This window comes from Paraburkholderia sp. RAU6.4a (assembly GCF_050435625.1).
Lineage (GTDB): Bacteria > Pseudomonadota > Gammaproteobacteria > Burkholderiales > Burkholderiaceae > Paraburkholderia > Paraburkholderia tuberum.
Window position 1 is genome coordinate 3,392,362 of the sequence record NZ_JBNDKQ010000002.1, and the last position, 17,213, is coordinate 3,409,574.

Below are 17,213 nucleotides of genomic sequence, written 5' to 3' on the forward strand. Positions count from 1 at the left end.
GATGCCCGGCTCGTGGTGCACGCATTATAAGAGCAAAGGGGCGCACGGATTTTCGTGCGCCCCTTGCGTTTTCGCGTAACGTGGCGGCGGGTTATCCCTGTCGGGGCGGGCCGCGCCGGCCGCGGTCATTACCCCGTCACCGCCCCTCGATTCGCCGGCTGCGCGAGCGCGAAATACTTGGCCATCACGCCGCGTGTGTAGCGCGGCTTCGGCGCCTGCCATGCGGCGCTGCGGCGCTGCAGCTCGGCATCGTCGATGTTCAGTTGCAGCAGCAACTGGTGCGCGTCGATCGTGATCGAATCGCCTTCGTGCACGAGCGCGATCGTGCCGCCGACGAACGCCTCCGGCGCGACGTGCCCAACCACCATGCCCCAGGTGCCGCCCGAGAAGCGGCCGTCGGTGATGAGCCCGACCGATTCGCCGAGCCCCTTGCCGATGATCGCCGAGGTCGGCGCGAGCATTTCCGGCATGCCGGGGCCGCCCTTCGGGCCAAGATAGCGCAGCACGACGACGTCGCCGGCGACGATCTTGTCGGCGAGGATCGCTTCGAGCGCGCTCTGCTCGTCGTCGAACACGCGCGCCGGGCCCGTGATGACCGGGTTCTTGAGCCCGGTGATCTTGGCGACCGCGCCGTCTTCGGCCAGATTGCCCTTCAGGATCGCGAGATGGCCTTCGGCGTAGAGCGCCTTGTCGATCGGGAAGATCACCTGCTGATCGCTGCGCGGCCTGGCTGGTACGTCCTTCAACTCCTCGGCGATCGTTTTGCCGGTGATCGTCATGCAATCGCCGTGCACAAGCCCGGCGTCGAGCAGGATCTTCAGCACCTGCGGAATGCCGCCCGCCTTGTGCAGATCGGTGGCGACGTACTGGCCCGACGGCTTCAGGTTGCAGATCACCGGCACTTTTTTGCGCATGCGCTCGAAGTCCTCGATCGTCCATTCGATCTCGGCCGCGTGCGCGATCGCCAGGTAGTGCAGCACCGCGTTGGTCGAGCCGCCGGTCGCCATGATCAAGGCAACCGCGTTTTCGATCGACTGCTTCGTGATGATGTCGCGCGGCTTCAGATCCTTCTTGACGGCTTCGACGAGCACACGCGCCGATTCGGCGGCCGAGTCGACCTTCTCCTGGTCGGGATTCGCCATCGTCGACGAATACATGAGCGACATGCCGAGCGCCTCGAACGACGAGCTCATCGTATTGGCCGTGTACATGCCGCCGCACGAACCGGTCGACGGACACGCATTTTTCTCGATGCCCTCGAAATCCTCCTGCGACATGCGGCCCGCCGTGAATTCGCCGACCGCCTCGAACGACGACACGATCGTCAGATCGGTGCCTTTCCAGTTGCCCGGCCGGATCGTGCCGCCGTACACGTAGATGCCCGGCACGTTCATGCGCGCGAGGCCGATCATGCCGCCCGGCATGTTCTTGTCGCAGCCGCCGATCACGACCACGCCGTCCATCCATTGCCCTTGCACGCAGGTCTCGATGCAATCGGCGATCACCTCGCGCGACACGAGCGAGTACTTCATGCCCTCGGTGCCCATCGACATGCCGTCCGAGATCGTCGGCGTGCCGAAGGTCTGCGGGTTCGCGTCGGCGCGCCTGATCGCGGTGACGGCCGCGTCGGCGAGACGCTGCAGGCCGGCGTTGCACGGCGTAATCGTCGAGTGGCCGTTGGCGACGCCGATCATCGGTTTGTCGAAATCCTCCTTCTGGTAGCCGAGCGCGTAGTACATCGAGCGATTCGGTGAACGCGCGATGCCTTGCGTGATGTTCTTCGAACGACGGTTGTAGGCCATGGAGAGCTCCAGTCTGGCTGTTCTGATGAAAGCGCGCGGCGGCGTGCGCGCGCGCATCCGTTCAGTGTAGTTCCGTCAGACCGTGTAAACCGGCGGTTTTGCGTGACACGCGTCGTGTGTATTATTCGCGGTTGTTCAGGTCGTAAAATATATCAATCATGCTGCCGACGATCCCCGACCTGCGCCAGTTGCGCTATTTCGTCACCGTCGCCGAGGAAAAGCACTTCGGGCGCGCGGCCGCGCGTCTGTCGATGACGCAGCCGCCGCTGTCGCAGGCGATCCGCGCGCTCGAGGAGACGCTCGGCGTCGAGCTGTTCGCGCGCACCAAGCGCTCGGTCGAGTTGACGGCGGTCGGCGCCGATCTGTTGCCGGAGGTGCAGCGGCTGCTCGCGGCCGCGGAAGGGCTCAGGCCGCTCGCGCAGAGCCTCGCGCGCGGCGAGGCGGGCGTGCTGTCGCTGGCGTTCGTGTCGACTGCGGATTACGGCCTGCTGCCGCTGCTGTTGCGCGATTTCGGCGCGCGGCATCCGCGCGTGCGGCTCGAACTGACCGAGGCGACCAGCGACGTGCAGGTCGAGGAACTGGTGGCCGGGCGTATCGACGCGGGTCTGGTGATCGCGCCGCTGCCGTCGCGGCATGCGGCGCAGCTGTCGTGGCTGCCGATCGCGCGCGAGCCGCTCGTGATCGCGATGTCGACGGAGATGGCGCAAGGCTTGCGGGGCAGCGTGAACGCAAACGGCAAGGGCAGCGCCGCCGAAGACCCCGCCGCCGAATGGCTCGAGATGCCCGTCAGCCTGCGCGATGTCGCCGACGCGCCGCTCGTGATCTTCCCAAGGCGTCTCGCGCCAGGCTTTTATGACATCATTATGGATTGCTACGGCGTTGCGGGCCTCGCGCCACGGATCGGCCAGGAGGCGATCCAGATGCAGACCATCGTGAGTCTCGTGTCGGCCGGCATGGGCGTCGCGCTGGTGCCGCAATCGTTGCGTAACCTGCGGCGCACGGGCGTCGTGTACCGGCCGCTGTCCGAGTCGGTGCCCGCGATCGAGACGGGCCTCGTCTGGCGCAGCGACGAGGTCAGCCCGGTGCTGGCGGGCTTCATCGACATCGTGCGCGCGCATGCGGCGAGCGTCGCGTCGCGTGTCTAGATCCCGCTTCTGATTCCCTGTAAAAACTGCTTTCGAACCTGAACTGCCCATAACTACACGATGCTCATTCACCCCAATTTCGACCCTGTCGCCATCCATCTGGGGCCGCTCGCCGTGCGCTGGTATGGCTTGATGTACCTCGTCGCATTCGTCGCGGCGATCGTCGTTGCCCGGTTGCGGCTGCGGCTGCCGTACGTCGCCGCGCAAGGCTGGACCGCGAAGGATATCGACGACATGCTGTTCTACGGCGTGCTAGGTACGATCCTCGGCGGCCGGCTCGGCTATGTGCTGTTCTACAAGGCGAGCTTTTATTTCGCGCATCCGCTCGACATCTTCAAGGTGTGGGAAGGCGGCATGTCGTTTCACGGCGGCTTTCTCGGCGTGACGCTCGCGATGATGCTGTTCGCTTATCAGCGCAAGCGCTCGTGGCTGCAAGTCACCGACTTCGTCGCGCCGATGGTGCCCACGGGCCTCGCGGCGGGGCGCCTCGGCAACTTCATCAACGGCGAGCTGTGGGGCCGCGTGACCGATCCGTCGGCGCCGTGGGCGATGCTGTTTCCCGGCGCCGCGCCTGACGACGCCACATGGCTCGCCGCGCATCCGCAACTGGCCGCGCAATGGCATCTGAACGAAGTGTTCACGCAATATCACATGCTGCCGCGACATCCGTCGGAGCTGTACGAGATCGCGCTCGAAGGCGTGGCGCTGTTCTTCGTGCTGATCTTTTTCTCGCGCAAACCGAAGCCGCTCGGCGCGATTTCCGCGATGTTCCTGATCGGCTACGGCCTGGCGCGCTTCACGGTCGAATTCGCGCGCGAGCCGGACGATTTCCTCGGCCTGCTCGCGATGGGGCTGTCGATGGGTCAATGGCTGTCGCTGCCCATGATTCTCGCGGGCATCGGCCTGATGGTGTGGGCGTATCGCCGTGGGCGTCGCGAGCCGGCGCAGGCGGTTGGCGCGAACTGAGCGGCGCTCGGCTAGCGTAGCGAGTGTTGCATGAAAAAACGCCACGGCATCGATGGATGCCGTGGCGTTTTCTGTTTGGGCTTGCGCTTGCGCGTCACTTCATCTGCACCGACCCCGACACGTTGACCGTCACCGTCGACGTGCCGCCTTCGAGCGACAGCGGCGCGCTCTTCGCGTCGGCGCCCATCGCGCGTGCGCTCATCATCATCATCGGACGCGGCATCACGCCGCTGTGATTCACGTTGACCTCGCGGATCGAATAGCCGCTAAAGCCGAACGCCTGCGAGGACGCCGCGGCCTGCTCGCGAAACGATTTGATCGCCTCGCCGCTGAGCCGCTGTTCGGCCGCGCGCTGCGCTTGCGGCGACAGCGAGAAACGCACGTTGCCAACCTGCATGATCGATGCCATCTGTCCGGCGAGCTTCGATGCCGCGGCGAAGTCGCGCGATTCGAGCACGACTTCCGTGCGGCCGCGCCACGTCGTGATGCGTCCGTCGCGGTCCGTCGACGGGAAGATCGAGAACGCGCCCGAGCGCGCGGTCACGCCGCTGACGCCGCGCGCTTTCTGCAATGCCGCGTCGGCGCGTTCGTTCAGCGTCGACGTCAGCGACGACGGCTCGCTCGCTTCCTGCTCGTAAAACAGCGTGATTTCGACTTCGTCCTGCGGGACTTCCGCGCTCGCCTGCGCATTCAGCGACAGCACGCCCGAAGGCTGCGGCATCATGGTCTGCGCTCGAGCGGGCGCAGGGTTCAGTGCAAGTGCCACAGGCGCGCCCAAGGCGAGCGCAAGTGCGAGGGACCGTGCGGTTTTTGTCGTCATGACTGGAATCCTTGTTTGAACAGGTTGTGCACGTTCGACGCGAGCGCCGGGTGGTGGCGCGCGGTTTGACGGATGCGCTGGCGAATGCATCGGCTTGCCGTCGAGCGGCCGGTTCGAGTTCACGCTTTCGTCGACCGATTAGGCGCGTTTTACCGACGCTTGGTTCCCCAATTAGTGCTTCGCCGCCGCATCGGAAACGATGACCTGGATGCGATCACGACAGGTGCCGCGTCGCGCGTTCGCCCTTAAACCAGCTGTTTAGTGATGAAGCGCCATTCGGCTTCGGTCACCGGCGTGATCGACAGGCGGTTGCCTTTGGCGAGCACGCGCATGTCCTGCAATTCGGCATGCTCGCGCAGCGCGGCAAGCGGAATCAGCCCGATTTTCTTCCTGAACACGACGTCGACGAGCATCCAGCGCGGCGTTTCCGGCGACGATTTCGCGTCGTAGTACGAGCTCTTTTTATCGAACTGCGTAGGGTCCGGATACGCGGTCGACGAGACCTCCGCGATGCCCGCGATGCCGGGCTCCGGACAGCTCGAATGATAGAAGAGCACGCCGTCGCCGACCTGCATCATGTCGCGCATGAAGTTGCGCGCCTGATAGTTGCGTACGCCGGTCCACGGCAAGGTGCGATGAGGTGCGTTGGCGAGGTCGTCGATGCTTGCTTCGTCCGGTTCGGACTTCATCAGCCAGTAGCGCATGAATCGGAGTGAGCGTGTGAGATTGAACGAAGCGCAACAACAGCAGGCGCGTACGGAAAAGCCCCTGAAAAAGGCGCTCAAACGAAAAAACGACGGCCAAAGAAAAACGGCATCGAACCGAAGTCCGATGCCGTTCCAGATAAGGTCCCCGCCTTAGCCGCTAGGCCGGCATCCTGAACCGAGGGTTCAGAATTGGTCGCAGTTAGCAACACTTCGGGTACATCAGACTGAGTGACGCGCACACCCGTGCTACAAATTTCCGCAACCGTGCACATGGCATTGGTTCAAGGAATGTATGACCTTGGCGAACCAGGCAGGGAAGCTAAACCGATGAAGCTACAACCCAAACCGTTCAACACGTGACCGATTCGAAACCGGCCCACTACTGCTTACTGCAAGCTGTACTGCTCGATCACAGTACCTAGCTGTTCGTTCATTTGCTGCATTGTACGCCGGATTTCTTCAGCGGGAAATGCTTCTCCGTGTCGCACGCTGCTTTGCAGCTTAAGCAGTTCCGATGCCAGCGACAGCGCAGCCATCACCGCGATGCGATCGGTGCCGCGCACGTTGCTGCCGCTGCGGATTTTCTTCATCTCGGCGTCGACGCGCGCGACCGCCTCGAGCAGCGCGCCTTCCGTTTCCGGCGAGCAGGCGAGACGATAGGGTACTTCGAGAATCGATACTTCGATCTGCTTGGTGGTCATGCGCTTTCTCCGTGTCGGCTCACGTCGCTTTCCGCTTCCTCGTGTCCGGGCTGGGCGGACTCGAGCAGATCGAGCTGGTTATCCGGTTCGCTGCTCGCGCGTGCGCGCGGCAATTTTTCGAGAATCGCATTCAGGCGCACCTGAGCGTCGTCGATCTTGGCGGACAGCGCGTCGCGTTCCGCCTGCAGTGCGTCGCGCTCTTCGCGCAATTGCGCGAGTTCCGCATGCGTGGCTTGCACTTCGGCACGCGTTTGCGCGAGCTGCTCTTCGAGCGCGAGCCGCGCTTCGTTGTGGCGCTGGCTGATCGCAATCAGCTTGCCGATGTTCTGGGAGAGTGATTCGAGTTCGGTGAGCATGTGCTGCGTCCTCTAAAGACATCGCATTTTAGCGCGGAATATTACAGGTTCCGACAATTGTCTCGTTTCGAGACGTAACAGCATCGCTACGTGCAGGTTCGTTGCGTGTCGTCGTGGGTCGTCGACCATAAGGTAAAAAACCGGTAATCCATCGGACAATAACCTGCATTCAACAGAACCGATTGCGCTCCGGTTGACCTTTCTTGACGCCCCGCGAGGCCGCTCGTAAACTTCCCGCACTCTGGTGCCCGCGCGCGCTTCTCGGCGCGCGCAGTTAAACGGGAAGCAGGACGCGCGCGGTGCCAAAACCGGATGCGCGAACCTGCGCTGCCCCCGCAACGGTAAGCGACCGCATGTGATGTGCTCATGCAGGTCGGTCCTGATCGCAAGGTTGGAAGTTCAACGTGCGAGTGTGCCACTGCGCGTCACGCGTGGGAAGGCGGGATCGATGTGTCGTAGCCCGGATACCGGCCAGAAAAGAGGGACGTCCCCCCGCGAAAACGCTAAACAAGGGGGCGCCTCGTGACGCGTCGGCCTGCGGGGAAGCAGGCCGCGCACGCTATCCACAGGAATGTCATCCCATGCTGTCCCCCATCGCCCGCGCAACGCTGCTCGCGTTCGCGAACCTGCCGCTCGTCGTGCATGCGCAAAGCGCCGAGCCCGCGTCCGCGTCTGCGACGCCGTATTCGTCTTCATCGTCCGCCACGGATGCTACCGCCGCAAACGCTGCAATCGCTGCCAATGCCGCCTCCACCGATGCGTCGGGCAACCTGCTGTCGCCGATCGTCGTGACCGCGCAACGCGGACCGCAAGCGTTGCGCGATGCGATCCCGCAGACTACGCAGTTCGATCAGCAGGACATCGCCGACACGACCGCGACCGATCTGCCCGGCCTGTTGCAACTCGCGCCAGGCGCGCAGATCTCGCGCACGGGTGGCCCCGGGTCGACCACGAGCCTCTTTCTGCGCGGCGCATCGTCGACGCAATCGCTGCTGCTGATCGACGGCGTGCGCGTCGATTCGGTGAGCCTCGGCTCAGCTCAACTCGCACAAATTCCGCTCGATCAGGTCGATCACGTCGAAGTGGTGAACGGCAACGTGTCGGCGTTGTATGGCTCGGGCGCGATCGGCGGCGTCGTGCAGGTGTTCACGAAAGACGGCGGCGATCATCCGCCGCGTTTCAATTTTTCGGTCGGCTACGGCAGCTATCGCACGCAGACGCAAACGGCCGGCGTGAACGGCGCGCTCGATCAGGACGGCCGCACGACCATCAACATCTCGCTCGCGCGCACGAAGGACGACGGCTTTTCGTCGCTCAATCCGCTCGAGGCGCCGAACGCGAATCCGAACGCAAACGGCAATCTGAACGAGAGCATCAGCGCGTCGCTGCGTCACAAGTTCACCGACAGGTGGGACGCGGGCGTCAGCTACTTCCAGTCGAACAACGACAACAGCTACGACAATGCGTACGGCGAGCCCACCGATCTGAACAATCTCTATAGCAAGGTGCGTCAGGTGTCGGTATTCGCGAACGGCAAGCTGACCGACTGGTGGACCACCCACGTCACGCTCGCCGAGGGCGACGACCGCAGCGTGTCGAACACCAATGGCATCTACAACGGCCGCTTCGATACCGACAATCGCCAGTACACGTGGCAGAACGATTTCGCGCTCGCCGCGAACCAGAAGCTGCAATTCGGCTACGAGCATCTCGACCAGACGCTCGACTCCGACACGTTCGCCGCGCCCGACCGTCACGTCGATTCGGTCTTCGCGGGCTACAGCGCGCGCTTCGGCCGCAACCAGATTCAGGCCAACGTGCGACGCGACCAGTACTCCGATTTCGGTGGAGCGAACAGTTACTATCTCGGCTACGGATTCGACATCACGTCGCGCTGGAAGGTAACCGCAAGCTATTCGGATGCGTTCCGCGCGCCGAGCTTCGACGATCTGTACTATCCGATCAGCGGCAACCCGTCGATCCAGCCCGAGCGCAGTCATTCGGTCGAAGCCGGTTTGCAGTACGCGACCGATGCGCTCGGCGTGATGCGTCTGAACGCATTCCAGACGCGCTATACGAATCTGATCGACTACGTGCAGACGATCCCCGGCATCTACCTCGCGGAGAACGTCGGCCGTGCGAAGGTGCAGGGACTCGAGGGATCGTGGAGCGGTCATGTCGGCAAGACCGACGTGCGCGCATCGGTGACGCTGCAGAACCCGGTCGATCTCGACAACGGTACCGACCTCGTGCGGCGCGCGCGTCGGTTCGGGTCGTTCGCGGTGAATCGCAGCATCGGTGGATGGCGGGTTGGCGGCGAGTGGATCGTCAGCGGTCCGCGTACCGATAGCACCGGCAACCTCGGCGGTTATGGCATCGTGAATCTGTCGGCGCGCTACAACGTCACCAAAGCGTGGTACGTCAGCGCGCAAATCGACAATCTGTTCAACAAGGATTATGAAACGGCCTACTCGTATAACTCGCCGCGACGCGGTGCGTATCTCACGCTCGGCTGGCAGCAGCAGTGACGCGCGCGCCGGAGTGGCCGCATGCGTGAGCGCACGCGGATGAGTCGCGCGTCCGCTTCGCTGTGCGCCGCGATGGCGACGCCGCGCCCGATGAACGCGAAACGCGCGGCCGCGATCTGGCTCGGGCTCGCGCTCGCCGCCGTGGCGGTGCTCGGCGCGTCGCTGGTGCTCGGCAGCGTGCCGCTCGCGCCGTCGCGCGTGCTTGCGGCGCTCGTGCCGACGCACACGTTCGGCGGCACGGGCAGCAACGATCTCGCCGGCGAAATCGTGCGTACGTTGCGTTTGCCGCGCGCGCTCGCGGGCTTCGCGTGCGGCGCGTTGCTCGCGCTCGCCGGCGCGCTGCTGCAGGTGCTGCTGCGCAATCCGCTGGCCGAGCCGTACGTGCTCGGCGTGTCGGGCGGCGCGGCGACGTTCGCGCTCGTTGCGATGATCGCGGGCGGCGCATGGTGGCTCGTCGATGCGAGCGCGTTCGCGGGTGCGTTCGTGTCGATCCTGCTGGTGCTCGGCCTCGCGCGTCGCGAGCTATGGCGCGGCGAGCCGCAGGACACGTCGCCCCGTTTGCTATTGACCGGCGCGGTGATCGCGGCCGGGTGGGGCGCGCTGATCACGCTGCTGCTCAATCTCGCGCCCGACAGCCGTCTGCGCGGCATGCTGTTCTGGCTCACCGGCGACCTGAACGGCGGCGCGCTGCCGTGGACCGCGCTGATGGCGCTCGCGCTCGTGTTGCTTGCGATCGTGCCGGCCGCGCCGCGTCTGAACGTGTTGCTGCGCGGCGACGCGGCCGCCCAGGCGTTGGGCGTCGCCGTGATGCCGCTGCGTTTGCGTGTGTACCTGGTCGCGTCGCTGGCGGCGGCCGCGGCGGTGACGACCGCGGGCACGATCGGCTTCGTCGGTCTCGTCGTGCCGCACATGCTGCGGCTCGCGTTCGGCAACGATCAGCGCATGCTGCTGCCGGCGGCCGCGCTCGGCGGCGGTGTCGCGGTGATGGGCGCGGATCTGATCGCGCGGACCGTGATCGCGCCCGCGCAATTGCCGGTCGGCGTGATCACGTCGCTGGTCGGCGTACCGGTGTTCCTGTGGATGCTGCTCAAACGCCGCCGATGATACGAGCCAAACCCAGCTCCACCTGTTCGATGCTGAGCACGCAGCGCCTGACGTTGCGCGCCGGCGCGCGCACCTTGCTCGACGCGTTCACGCACACGTTCCATGCGGGCGAAATCTGGTGCATCGCCGGGCCGAACGGCGCGGGCAAGACCACCTTGCTATCGACGCTGGCGGGGCTGTTGCATCCGGCGGCGGGCCATGTCGAACTCGATGGCGTGCGCGTGGCCGACTGGCAGCCGCTGCCGCTCGCACGGCGCCGCGCGCTGATGCCGCAAAGCGCGGCCGATGCGTTCAACGCAAGCGTGCTCGACATCGTGCTGCTGAACCGCTTCCCGCATCTGGGCGGCTGGGGCTGGGAGCGCGACGAGGATCGCGCGGCCGCGCGGGCGGCGCTCGAACGGCTCGGCCTTGCGGACTTTGCGGCGCGCGACGTGCTGTCGCTGTCGGGCGGCGAGCGTCAGCGCGTTGCCCTCGCGGCGGTGCTGTGCCAGGACGCGCCGCTGTTGCTGCTCGACGAACCGTTGTCGCATCTCGACCTGCATCATCAGGTCGACTGTCTCGAAGCGCTCGTCGCATGGACGCGCGAACCGCGCCGTAGTGTGCTGTTCTCGTGCCACGACCTGAACCTCGCGCGCCGCTTCGCGACGCACGCGTTGCTGCTCGACGGCGCGGGCGGCGCGTATGCGGGCCCAGTGCGCGACGTGCTGACGCCCGCGTTGACGAGCCGCGCGTTCGGCTATCCGCTGATTCTGATTCGCGACGGCGAGCACGAGGCGCTGATACCCGCGCCGCGCGCGCGTCACGAATCGCCTGCCGGCCATGACGCACAGTCAGGCTGATATTTATTCCTATCCCTTGTTTCGATCACACCTATGACTCGCATCCCACACCCAGCCGGTTTGCCCGAAGTCGCGCCGCTCGATCAGACGCTACGCGCCGAGCTGCAGCGGATCATCGATACGCGCACCAAACCGCCCGGCAGCCTCGGCCGGCTCGAAACGCTCGCGCGCCAGATGGGCCTGATCCAGCATAGTACGCGTCCCACCGTGCAGCGTCCCGCGATGATCGTTTTCGCGGGCGACCACGGCATCGCCGCCGAAGGCGTGAGCCCCTATCCGCAAGCGGTGACCGCGCAGATGGTCGCGAACTTCATCGCGGGCGGCGCGGCGATCAACGCGCTCAGTCACGTCGCGGGTCTCGAACTCGAAGTGGTCAACGCGGGCATCGCGACGCCGCTGCCGTCCACGGACCGACTCGTCGACATTCCGGTCGGGCCCGGCACGCGCAACTTCGCACACGAAGCCGCGATGACGCACGCCGAAGCGCTCGCCGCGATGCAGGCGGGCGCCGCGCGCGTGCGTCATCACGCGGCGCTCGGCACGAACGTGATCGGCTTCGGCGAGATGGGCATCGCGAACACGTCGGCGGCCGCGTGTCTGATGAGCCGCCTGTGCGGCGTGCCGATCGACGACTGCGTCGGCCGCGGCACGGGTCTCGACAATGCCGGACTCGCGAAGAAGCGCAACGTGCTCGCGGCGGCGCTCGCGCGCCATGCGGATGCACGCGCGCCGCTCGACGTGCTCGCGACCTTCGGCGGCTTCGAAATCGCGATGATGGCGGGCGCGTATCTGGCGGCCGCGGAGGCGCGCATGACCATCCTCGTCGATGGCTTCATCGCGACGTCCGCGCTGCTGGTCGCCGATGCGTTCTCGCCCGACGTACGCGAGTACTGCGTGTTCGCGCATGCGTCGAACGAGGCCGGGCATCGGCGCATGCTCGATCATTTCGGCGCACAGCCGCTGCTGTCGCTCGACATGCGGCTCGGCGAAGGCACGGGCGCCGCGCTCGCGGTGCCGTTGCTGCGCGCGGCGGTGGCCTTCGTCAACGAGATGGCCAGCTTCGATTCGGCGGGCGTCGCCGATCGCGAACCGTGAAGCGCGCGAGCACGCGCTTCGCGATAACGCGAAGCTCGGCCCGCAGCGCCGTGAACCTGCACTCGCCACGTTCATGAACCCGCTCGCGGAACTGCGCTATTTCTTCACGGCGCTCGGTTACTTCACGCGCGTGCCCGTGCCGCGCTGGGTCGGTTTCGAGCCGCATTATCTGAACGCCGCGGCGCGCTATTTTCCGCTCGTCGGCGTGTTGGTCGGCGGCTTCAGCGCGCTCGTCTATCTGGCCGCGCTGCGCGTGTTTCCGGCGAGTGTCGCGGTGCTGCTGTCGATGGCCGCGTCGCTCGTGGTCACGGGCGCATTTCACGAGGACGGTCTCGCCGACTGCATCGATGCGTTCGGTGGCGCCTATACGCGCGACGATGCGCTGCGCATCATGCACGACTCGCGCATCGGTGTTTTCGGCGCCATCGCGCTCGTGATCGCTCTGGCGATCAAGTGGCAAACGCTCGCGGCATTGCCACCGCTGCGCGCCGCAAGCCTGATGCTTGCGGCGCATGGCGCGAGCCGCGCGTGCGCGATCAGTTACCTGGCCACGCTCGACTATGTGCGCGCGGCCGGCAAAGCCAAGCCGGTCGCGCAGCGTTTGAGCAGGCCGGCGCTGTTGTGCTCCGCGCTGTTCGGGCTGCCGTGGCTGCTGTGGCCGAACGGCCCCGGCATGCCGGACTGGCGTTTCGCCGCGCTCACGTGTGCTGTGCTGTTCGCGCTGCGCTTCGCGATGGGCCGTTATTTCGTCAGACGCATCGGCGGCTATACCGGCGACTGCCTCGGCTTCGCGCAGCAGATCTTCGAATTGAGCATCTACCTGGTGGGGCTTGCATGGATATCGTCCTGATTCGACATCCCGCTGTCGCGCTCGAGGCGGGGGTTTGTTACGGCCATAGCGATGTCGCGTTGGCGGAAAGCGCCGAGGTCACGTCCAATGCGTTGGCGGTGAAGCTCGCGAGCTTGCAGGTGCCGGCGCCGCGTGTGCTGATCACGAGTCCGCTTACGCGCTGCGCCGCGCTAGCGACCGAGATCGCGAACGACTTCGGCTGCGTGGTCAGCCACGACGAGCGCCTGAAGGAAATGGATTTCGGCGAGTGGGAAGCGCAGCGCTGGGATACGATCGATCGCGCGCTGCTCGACGACTGGGCCGCCAATTTCGAACATGCGCGCGCGCACGGCGGCGAGAGCGTCGCGCAATTCGTCGCGCGTGTGCGAGCGTGGTTCGATGCGTTCGCGCTGACGCGCGAGCTGTCGCCCGCATACGTGGTCACGCACGCGGGCGTGATGCGCGCGATCGCGTCGTGGGTGCTGGAGGTGCCGCTCGCGCATTGCCTGCAGTGGTCGCTAGATATGACCGGGATCGTCTGGTTGCGACGTAACGACGAGACGCTGCAGTGGTCGCTCGTGCGATGGAATGCGTGACCCGCTTGGTCATCCGGAAAACCGATCCTTTTTTCTCGCCACACGCGGCGCCGTCATGGCGCAGGCTGCTTGCTGCGCGAGCGCGCCAGTTCGAGGTCCTCGCACAGTTGCCGCGCGCCTTGCGCGATGCGCGGCGCGGGGCGATTGATCAGATCGCCGTCGATCGCAAACAGGTTGTTGTTCGCGACGGCCGCGAGACCCGGCCATGCGCGCCATGTGTCGAGTTGCGGCAGCATCGTGTCGGGCCGCGTCGCGCCGGGTGCGGCGGTGACGATCGCCTGCGGATTCGCCGCGAGCACCGCTTCGATCGACACGGTCGGCACGAGCGGCTGCAGGTCCGCGAACACATTGCGGCCGCCGCATAGCGTGATCACGTCGCTGATCATGTGCTCGCCGTTGAGCGTCATCAGCGGCCGGTCCCATACCTGATAGAAGACGCTGACGGCCGGGCGGTTCGCATACCGCGCGCGCAGACGGGCGATGTCGTCGCGGAAGGCGGCCGCCGCCGCATCCGCGCTCGCCGATGTGCCGAGCAGCCGGCCGAGCCTGGTCAGCGACACGGCGATATCGTCGAGACGGCGCGGCTCGCTGAAAAAGAGCGGCACGTGTAGCTCGCGCAAGCGTTCGAGCTGGCGCTGCGCGTTGCCGTGCCGCCACACGACGATCAGGTCCGGTTTCAGCGCGACGATGCGTTCGAGGTCGAGCGCCTTGTTGTCGCCGACGCGCGGGAGTTGCTTCGCTTCGGGCGGATAGTCGCTGTAGGACACGGCGCCGACCATCTTCGCGCCGCCGCCCGCGGCGTACAGCAATTCGGTCACGTGCGGGGCGAGGCTGATCACGCGCTGCGCGGGCGCGGCGAGCGTGACGGTCGCGCCGCTGTCGTCGGTGACGGTGATCGCGGCGTGCGCGCTCAGTGCGGTCAGCGCGAGCGCTGCGGCGCCGAACCAATGGATGAAGCCATGCGCCGCGGGCAGGGCAAAGCGGATGGAACGAGCAAAGCGGATCATCGGACGAGGGCGGATCACGAAGCGTTGAGCGGCTTGGGTGCGAAGGTCACTGCGCTAACTCGACCGCGCGGTATCGATCGAGTCAACCGCCTGTTGCAACTGTTGCTCGAAGCGGGTCCATTCGGCTTCGTCGCCCGGCAGCCCGAAGCGCACGCTGGCCGATGGCACCCGAAGCGATGGCGGAAAAAGACGCGTCCACACGCCGCGCCGCGCGAGCGCTTCATGCAACGCGGCGGCGCGCGCATCGTCGGTCCATGCGAAAAGCGGCGTGCCGCGTGTCGCGAAACCGTGCGCATGCAACAGCCCGGCAAGCCGCGCGCTGTCGCCGATGAGCCGCTCACGCATCCGCGTTTGCCACGCGGCATCGTCGAACGCGGCGCTCACCGCATGACGCGCGGGACCGCTGACGGTCCACGCCCCCAGCCTGTCGCGCAACGCGACGAGCAATGTGGGCGCGCCCAGCACGAAGCCGGCGCGCACACCCGCGAGCCCGAAGAACTTGCCGGGCGAGCGCAACACGACGAGCCCGTCCCGGTGCGTATGCGCCGCCAGCGACGCGACCCGCGCGGCCGGCAGCGTATCGGCAAACGCTTCGTCGACGAGCAGCGTGCCGCCGCGTTCGCGCAGCTGCGCGTGCCAGTGCAGCAGCCTGGCGGCATCGATATGCGTGGCGGTCGGATTGTCGGGGTTGACGATCGCGACGTGCGTGAGCGCGGCGGGCAGCGTGTCGCGATGCACGTCGAGCGGCGCGACCGCGTGTCCGGCGCGCGCGAACGCGGGCGCGTACTCGCCGTAGGTCAGCGGCGCGATGCCGACCGTCGCGGGCGACAGCAACGCGGGCAGCGCGTGAATCGCCGCCTGGCTGCCGGCGACGGGCAGCACGTGCGCGGCATCGGGCGCGTCGTAGTAGCGCGCGGCCCGCTCGGCGAAGCCGTCGCCTTCGTCGGGCAAACGGCGCCACGCGTCGGCGGGCAGCGGCGGCACCGGATAGCCGTGCGGATTGATGCCCGTCGACAGATCGAGCCACTGCGCGTACGCAATGCCGTAGCGCGCCGCCGCTTCGTGCAGGTTGCCGCCGTGCGCGATCGGGCCGCTTGCGGCGTGCTCGCGCGGTTGCGTCCAGTCGGTCATGCGCTCATCCCATCGCTACGCGCGTCGTTCCGCTCAGCCATGAAACGGCACGCTCAACAACGCCAGCACGATCAGCACGGCCAGCCAGAGAATCACCGTGCGTTCGACCAGCATCAACGCGGCGCCCACATGACGCGCCTCGGCGGGACGCCCGAAGCCCAGCGTCGGCCGGTGCTCGAGCGTGCCGTGATACACGGCCGGCCCGCCGATCAGCACGTTCAGGCTGCCGGCGCCGGCGGCCATCACCGGGCCCGCGTTCGGGCTGTCCCAGCGCGGCGCCTGCTCGCGCCAACAGCGCCAGGCGGTCAGCGTGTCGCCGAGCAGCGCGTAGCTCGTGGCAGTCAGCCGCGCGGGAATCCAGTTCAGCACGTCGTCGATGCGCGCGGCGGCCCAGCCGAAGCGCAGATAGCGCGGCGTACGATAACCCCACATCGCGTCGAGCGTATTGGCGAGGCGAAAGCCGAGCGCGCCAGGCCCACCCGCGAGCGCGAACCAGAACAGCGCGCCGAAGATCGCGTCGTTGCCGTTTTCGAGCGCCGATTCGATCGCGGCGCGCGCGAGCGCGGCCTCGTTCGACTGCGCGGTGTCGCGCGAGACGATCCGTGCGGTCAACTCACGTGCCGTGGCCAGATCGCGTTGGCCGAGCGCCCGCGCGATCGGCGCGATGTGATCGCGCAGGCTGCGCGCGCCGAGCGCGAACCACAGCAGCGCGACATGCAGCGCGCAGGCCGCGAACAACGGCAGCACGGCGACGAGCCACCACGCGATCAACACCGGCGGCAGAACCGCGAGCGCCCATGCGAGCAGGCCCTTGAGCCGCAGACGCCGGTCGTGATTGAAGCGCACCTCGATACGCGCCGCCCAGTTGCCGAACCCGATCAGCGGATGCCGGCGGCTCGGCTCGCCGAACCAGCGATCGACGGCGACGCCCGCGACCGCGAGCGTCGCGACCAGCGGCATGGTCAGCGGCGGCATCACACGCGGCTCGCGCTTTTCAGCGCGAGCGGCAGTCCCGCGACCATCAGCGTGGCCACGCTGCTCAACGCGGCGATGCGCTGATTCAAGCGCCCGAGTTCGTCGACGTAAAGACGCGTGGCTTCGCCGAGCGGCACGACGCCGAGGCCGATCTCGTTGCTGACGACGATGATCTTGCCGCGCGCGCCGGCGAGCGCCGCTTCGAACGCGGCGGCCTGCTCGTAGTAGTGCGACAGCGGCGCCGCCGCGCCGTCGGCGGGACATAGCAGGTTTGCGAGCCACAGCGTCAGGCAGTCGATCAGCAGACACCGGCCCGGCGCGTCGTGTTGCGCGAGCGCGCCGGCGAGGTCGTCGTCCGCTTCGACGAGCCCCCAATGCGCGGGCCGCCGCTCGCGATGATGCGCAATGCGCGCGTTGAATTCGGCGTCGTCGGTGACGCGGGCGGTGGCGATGTAGGTGACGGGGAGGGCGCTGTCGCTGGCGAGCCGCTCGGCATGCGCGCTCTTGCCCGAGCGGGCGCCGCCGAGGACGAAGGTGAGGTCGCGGGGAGTCATCCTATGATTGTACCGGCGCGATGGGATAATGCCGCTCGATTGCATTGCAACGCCACTG

17 protein-coding genes, 1 other RNA gene and 1 riboswitch are annotated in these 17,213 nt (G+C 66.6%); of the genes, 8 read left to right on the plus strand and 10 right to left on the minus strand.

The features are described from left to right. Positions 1 to 128: 128 nt before the first annotated feature. A complete protein-coding gene (gene ilvD, locus OKW40_RS20535) occupies positions 129 to 1,802 on the minus strand; it encodes a dihydroxy-acid dehydratase (RefSeq protein WP_429491255.1) in 1,674 nt (557 codons plus the stop codon). Positions 1,803 to 1,960: 158 nt separating this feature from the next. Between ilvD and OKW40_RS20540 the strand changes: the two genes are divergently transcribed. Together OKW40_RS20540 and lgt are read left to right on the plus strand one after the other, a co-directional pair. Further along, complete coding sequence (locus tag OKW40_RS20540; RefSeq protein WP_429491257.1) at positions 1,961 to 2,947, plus strand: LysR family transcriptional regulator; 987 nt, start codon at positions 1,961 to 1,963, stop codon at positions 2,945 to 2,947. Between the two features lie 60 nt (positions 2,948 to 3,007). After that, the gene (lgt, locus tag OKW40_RS20545) at positions 3,008 to 3,913 is read left to right on the plus strand and encodes a prolipoprotein diacylglyceryl transferase (protein WP_429491259.1); all 906 of its coding nucleotides are present in this window, start codon (positions 3,008 to 3,010) and stop codon (positions 3,911 to 3,913) included. A 94-nt stretch (positions 3,914 to 4,007) separates the two neighbouring features. On the opposite strand, the gene OKW40_RS20550 is transcribed toward lgt, so the two are convergent. The 5 genes from OKW40_RS20550 to OKW40_RS20570 form a co-directional block, all read right to left on the minus strand. Continuing rightward, complete coding sequence (locus tag OKW40_RS20550) at positions 4,008 to 4,733, minus strand: SIMPL domain-containing protein (protein WP_187611784.1); 726 nt, start codon at positions 4,731 to 4,733, stop codon at positions 4,008 to 4,010. Positions 4,734 to 4,978: 245 nt separating this feature from the next. Then, the gene (locus OKW40_RS20555; protein ID WP_429491261.1) at positions 4,979 to 5,437 is read right to left on the minus strand and encodes an EVE domain-containing protein; all 459 of its coding nucleotides are present in this window, start codon (positions 5,435 to 5,437) and stop codon (positions 4,979 to 4,981) included. 141 nt (positions 5,438 to 5,578) lie between these two features. Next, a non-coding RNA gene (gene ssrS / locus OKW40_RS20560) (6S RNA) lies at positions 5,579 to 5,760 on the minus strand. A 66-nt stretch (positions 5,761 to 5,826) separates the two neighbouring features. Continuing rightward, positions 5,827 to 6,141, minus strand: coding sequence for a cell division protein ZapA (locus OKW40_RS20565; protein WP_018419691.1), 315 nt, complete (start codon positions 6,139 to 6,141; stop codon positions 5,827 to 5,829). Continuing rightward, positions 6,138 to 6,497 (minus strand): ATPase, encoded by a 360-nt coding sequence (locus tag OKW40_RS20570; RefSeq protein ID WP_090803421.1) that lies wholly within the window; start codon positions 6,495 to 6,497, stop codon positions 6,138 to 6,140. The genes OKW40_RS20565 and OKW40_RS20570 overlap by 4 nt, the downstream gene beginning before the upstream one ends. A gap of 225 nt (positions 6,498 to 6,722) precedes the next feature. Beyond that, positions 6,723 to 6,987: riboswitch (cobalamin riboswitch) on the plus strand. A 91-nt stretch (positions 6,988 to 7,078) separates the two neighbouring features. Here OKW40_RS20570 and OKW40_RS20575 point away from each other — a divergent pair. From OKW40_RS20575 to cobC, 6 genes are all read left to right on the plus strand, one after another. Further along, entirely contained in the window at positions 7,079 to 9,025 is a 1,947-nt protein-coding gene (locus tag OKW40_RS20575) for a TonB-dependent receptor domain-containing protein (RefSeq protein WP_429491263.1), read from the plus strand. A gap of 39 nt (positions 9,026 to 9,064) precedes the next feature. Beyond that, positions 9,065 to 10,129: a FecCD family ABC transporter permease gene (locus tag OKW40_RS20580; protein WP_429492009.1), complete on the plus strand. Its 1,065-nt coding sequence runs from the start codon at positions 9,065 to 9,067 to the stop codon at positions 10,127 to 10,129. Positions 10,130 to 10,158: 29 nt separating this feature from the next. Beyond that, the gene (locus OKW40_RS20585; RefSeq protein WP_410451339.1) at positions 10,159 to 10,968 is read left to right on the plus strand and encodes an ABC transporter ATP-binding protein; all 810 of its coding nucleotides are present in this window, start codon (positions 10,159 to 10,161) and stop codon (positions 10,966 to 10,968) included. 33 nt (positions 10,969 to 11,001) lie between these two features. Then, entirely contained in the window at positions 11,002 to 12,063 is a 1,062-nt protein-coding gene (gene cobT, locus OKW40_RS20590) for a nicotinate-nucleotide--dimethylbenzimidazole phosphoribosyltransferase (RefSeq protein WP_429491265.1), read from the plus strand. Between the two features lie 73 nt (positions 12,064 to 12,136). Beyond that, positions 12,137 to 12,913 carry an adenosylcobinamide-GDP ribazoletransferase gene (locus OKW40_RS20595; protein ID WP_429357166.1) on the plus strand — a complete coding sequence of 259 codons (777 nt, stop codon included), beginning with the start codon at positions 12,137 to 12,139 and terminating at the stop codon, positions 12,911 to 12,913. Beyond that, complete coding sequence (gene cobC / locus OKW40_RS20600; protein ID WP_090803430.1) at positions 12,898 to 13,488, plus strand: alpha-ribazole phosphatase; 591 nt, start codon at positions 12,898 to 12,900, stop codon at positions 13,486 to 13,488. Before OKW40_RS20595 ends, cobC begins: the two co-directional genes overlap by 16 nt. A gap of 53 nt (positions 13,489 to 13,541) precedes the next feature. On the opposite strand, the gene OKW40_RS20605 is transcribed toward cobC, so the two are convergent. Genes OKW40_RS20605 through cobU form a run of 4 tightly spaced genes read right to left on the minus strand, consistent with a single transcriptional unit; the run spans position 13,542 to position 17,155 of the window. Then, the gene (locus tag OKW40_RS20605; protein WP_429491267.1) at positions 13,542 to 14,495 is read right to left on the minus strand and encodes a cobalamin-binding protein; all 954 of its coding nucleotides are present in this window, start codon (positions 14,493 to 14,495) and stop codon (positions 13,542 to 13,544) included. 54 nt (positions 14,496 to 14,549) lie between these two features. Then, entirely contained in the window at positions 14,550 to 15,626 is a 1,077-nt protein-coding gene (cobD, locus tag OKW40_RS20610; RefSeq protein WP_429491269.1) for a threonine-phosphate decarboxylase CobD, read from the minus strand. Positions 15,627 to 15,659: 33 nt separating this feature from the next. Then, the gene (gene cbiB, locus OKW40_RS20615; protein WP_429491270.1) at positions 15,660 to 16,601 is read right to left on the minus strand and encodes an adenosylcobinamide-phosphate synthase CbiB; all 942 of its coding nucleotides are present in this window, start codon (positions 16,599 to 16,601) and stop codon (positions 15,660 to 15,662) included. Then, a complete protein-coding gene (cobU, locus tag OKW40_RS20620) occupies positions 16,601 to 17,155 on the minus strand; it encodes a bifunctional adenosylcobinamide kinase/adenosylcobinamide-phosphate guanylyltransferase (RefSeq protein ID WP_429491272.1) in 555 nt (184 codons plus the stop codon). Before cobU ends, cbiB begins: the two co-directional genes overlap by 1 nt. Positions 17,156 to 17,213: the final 58 nt, after the last annotated feature.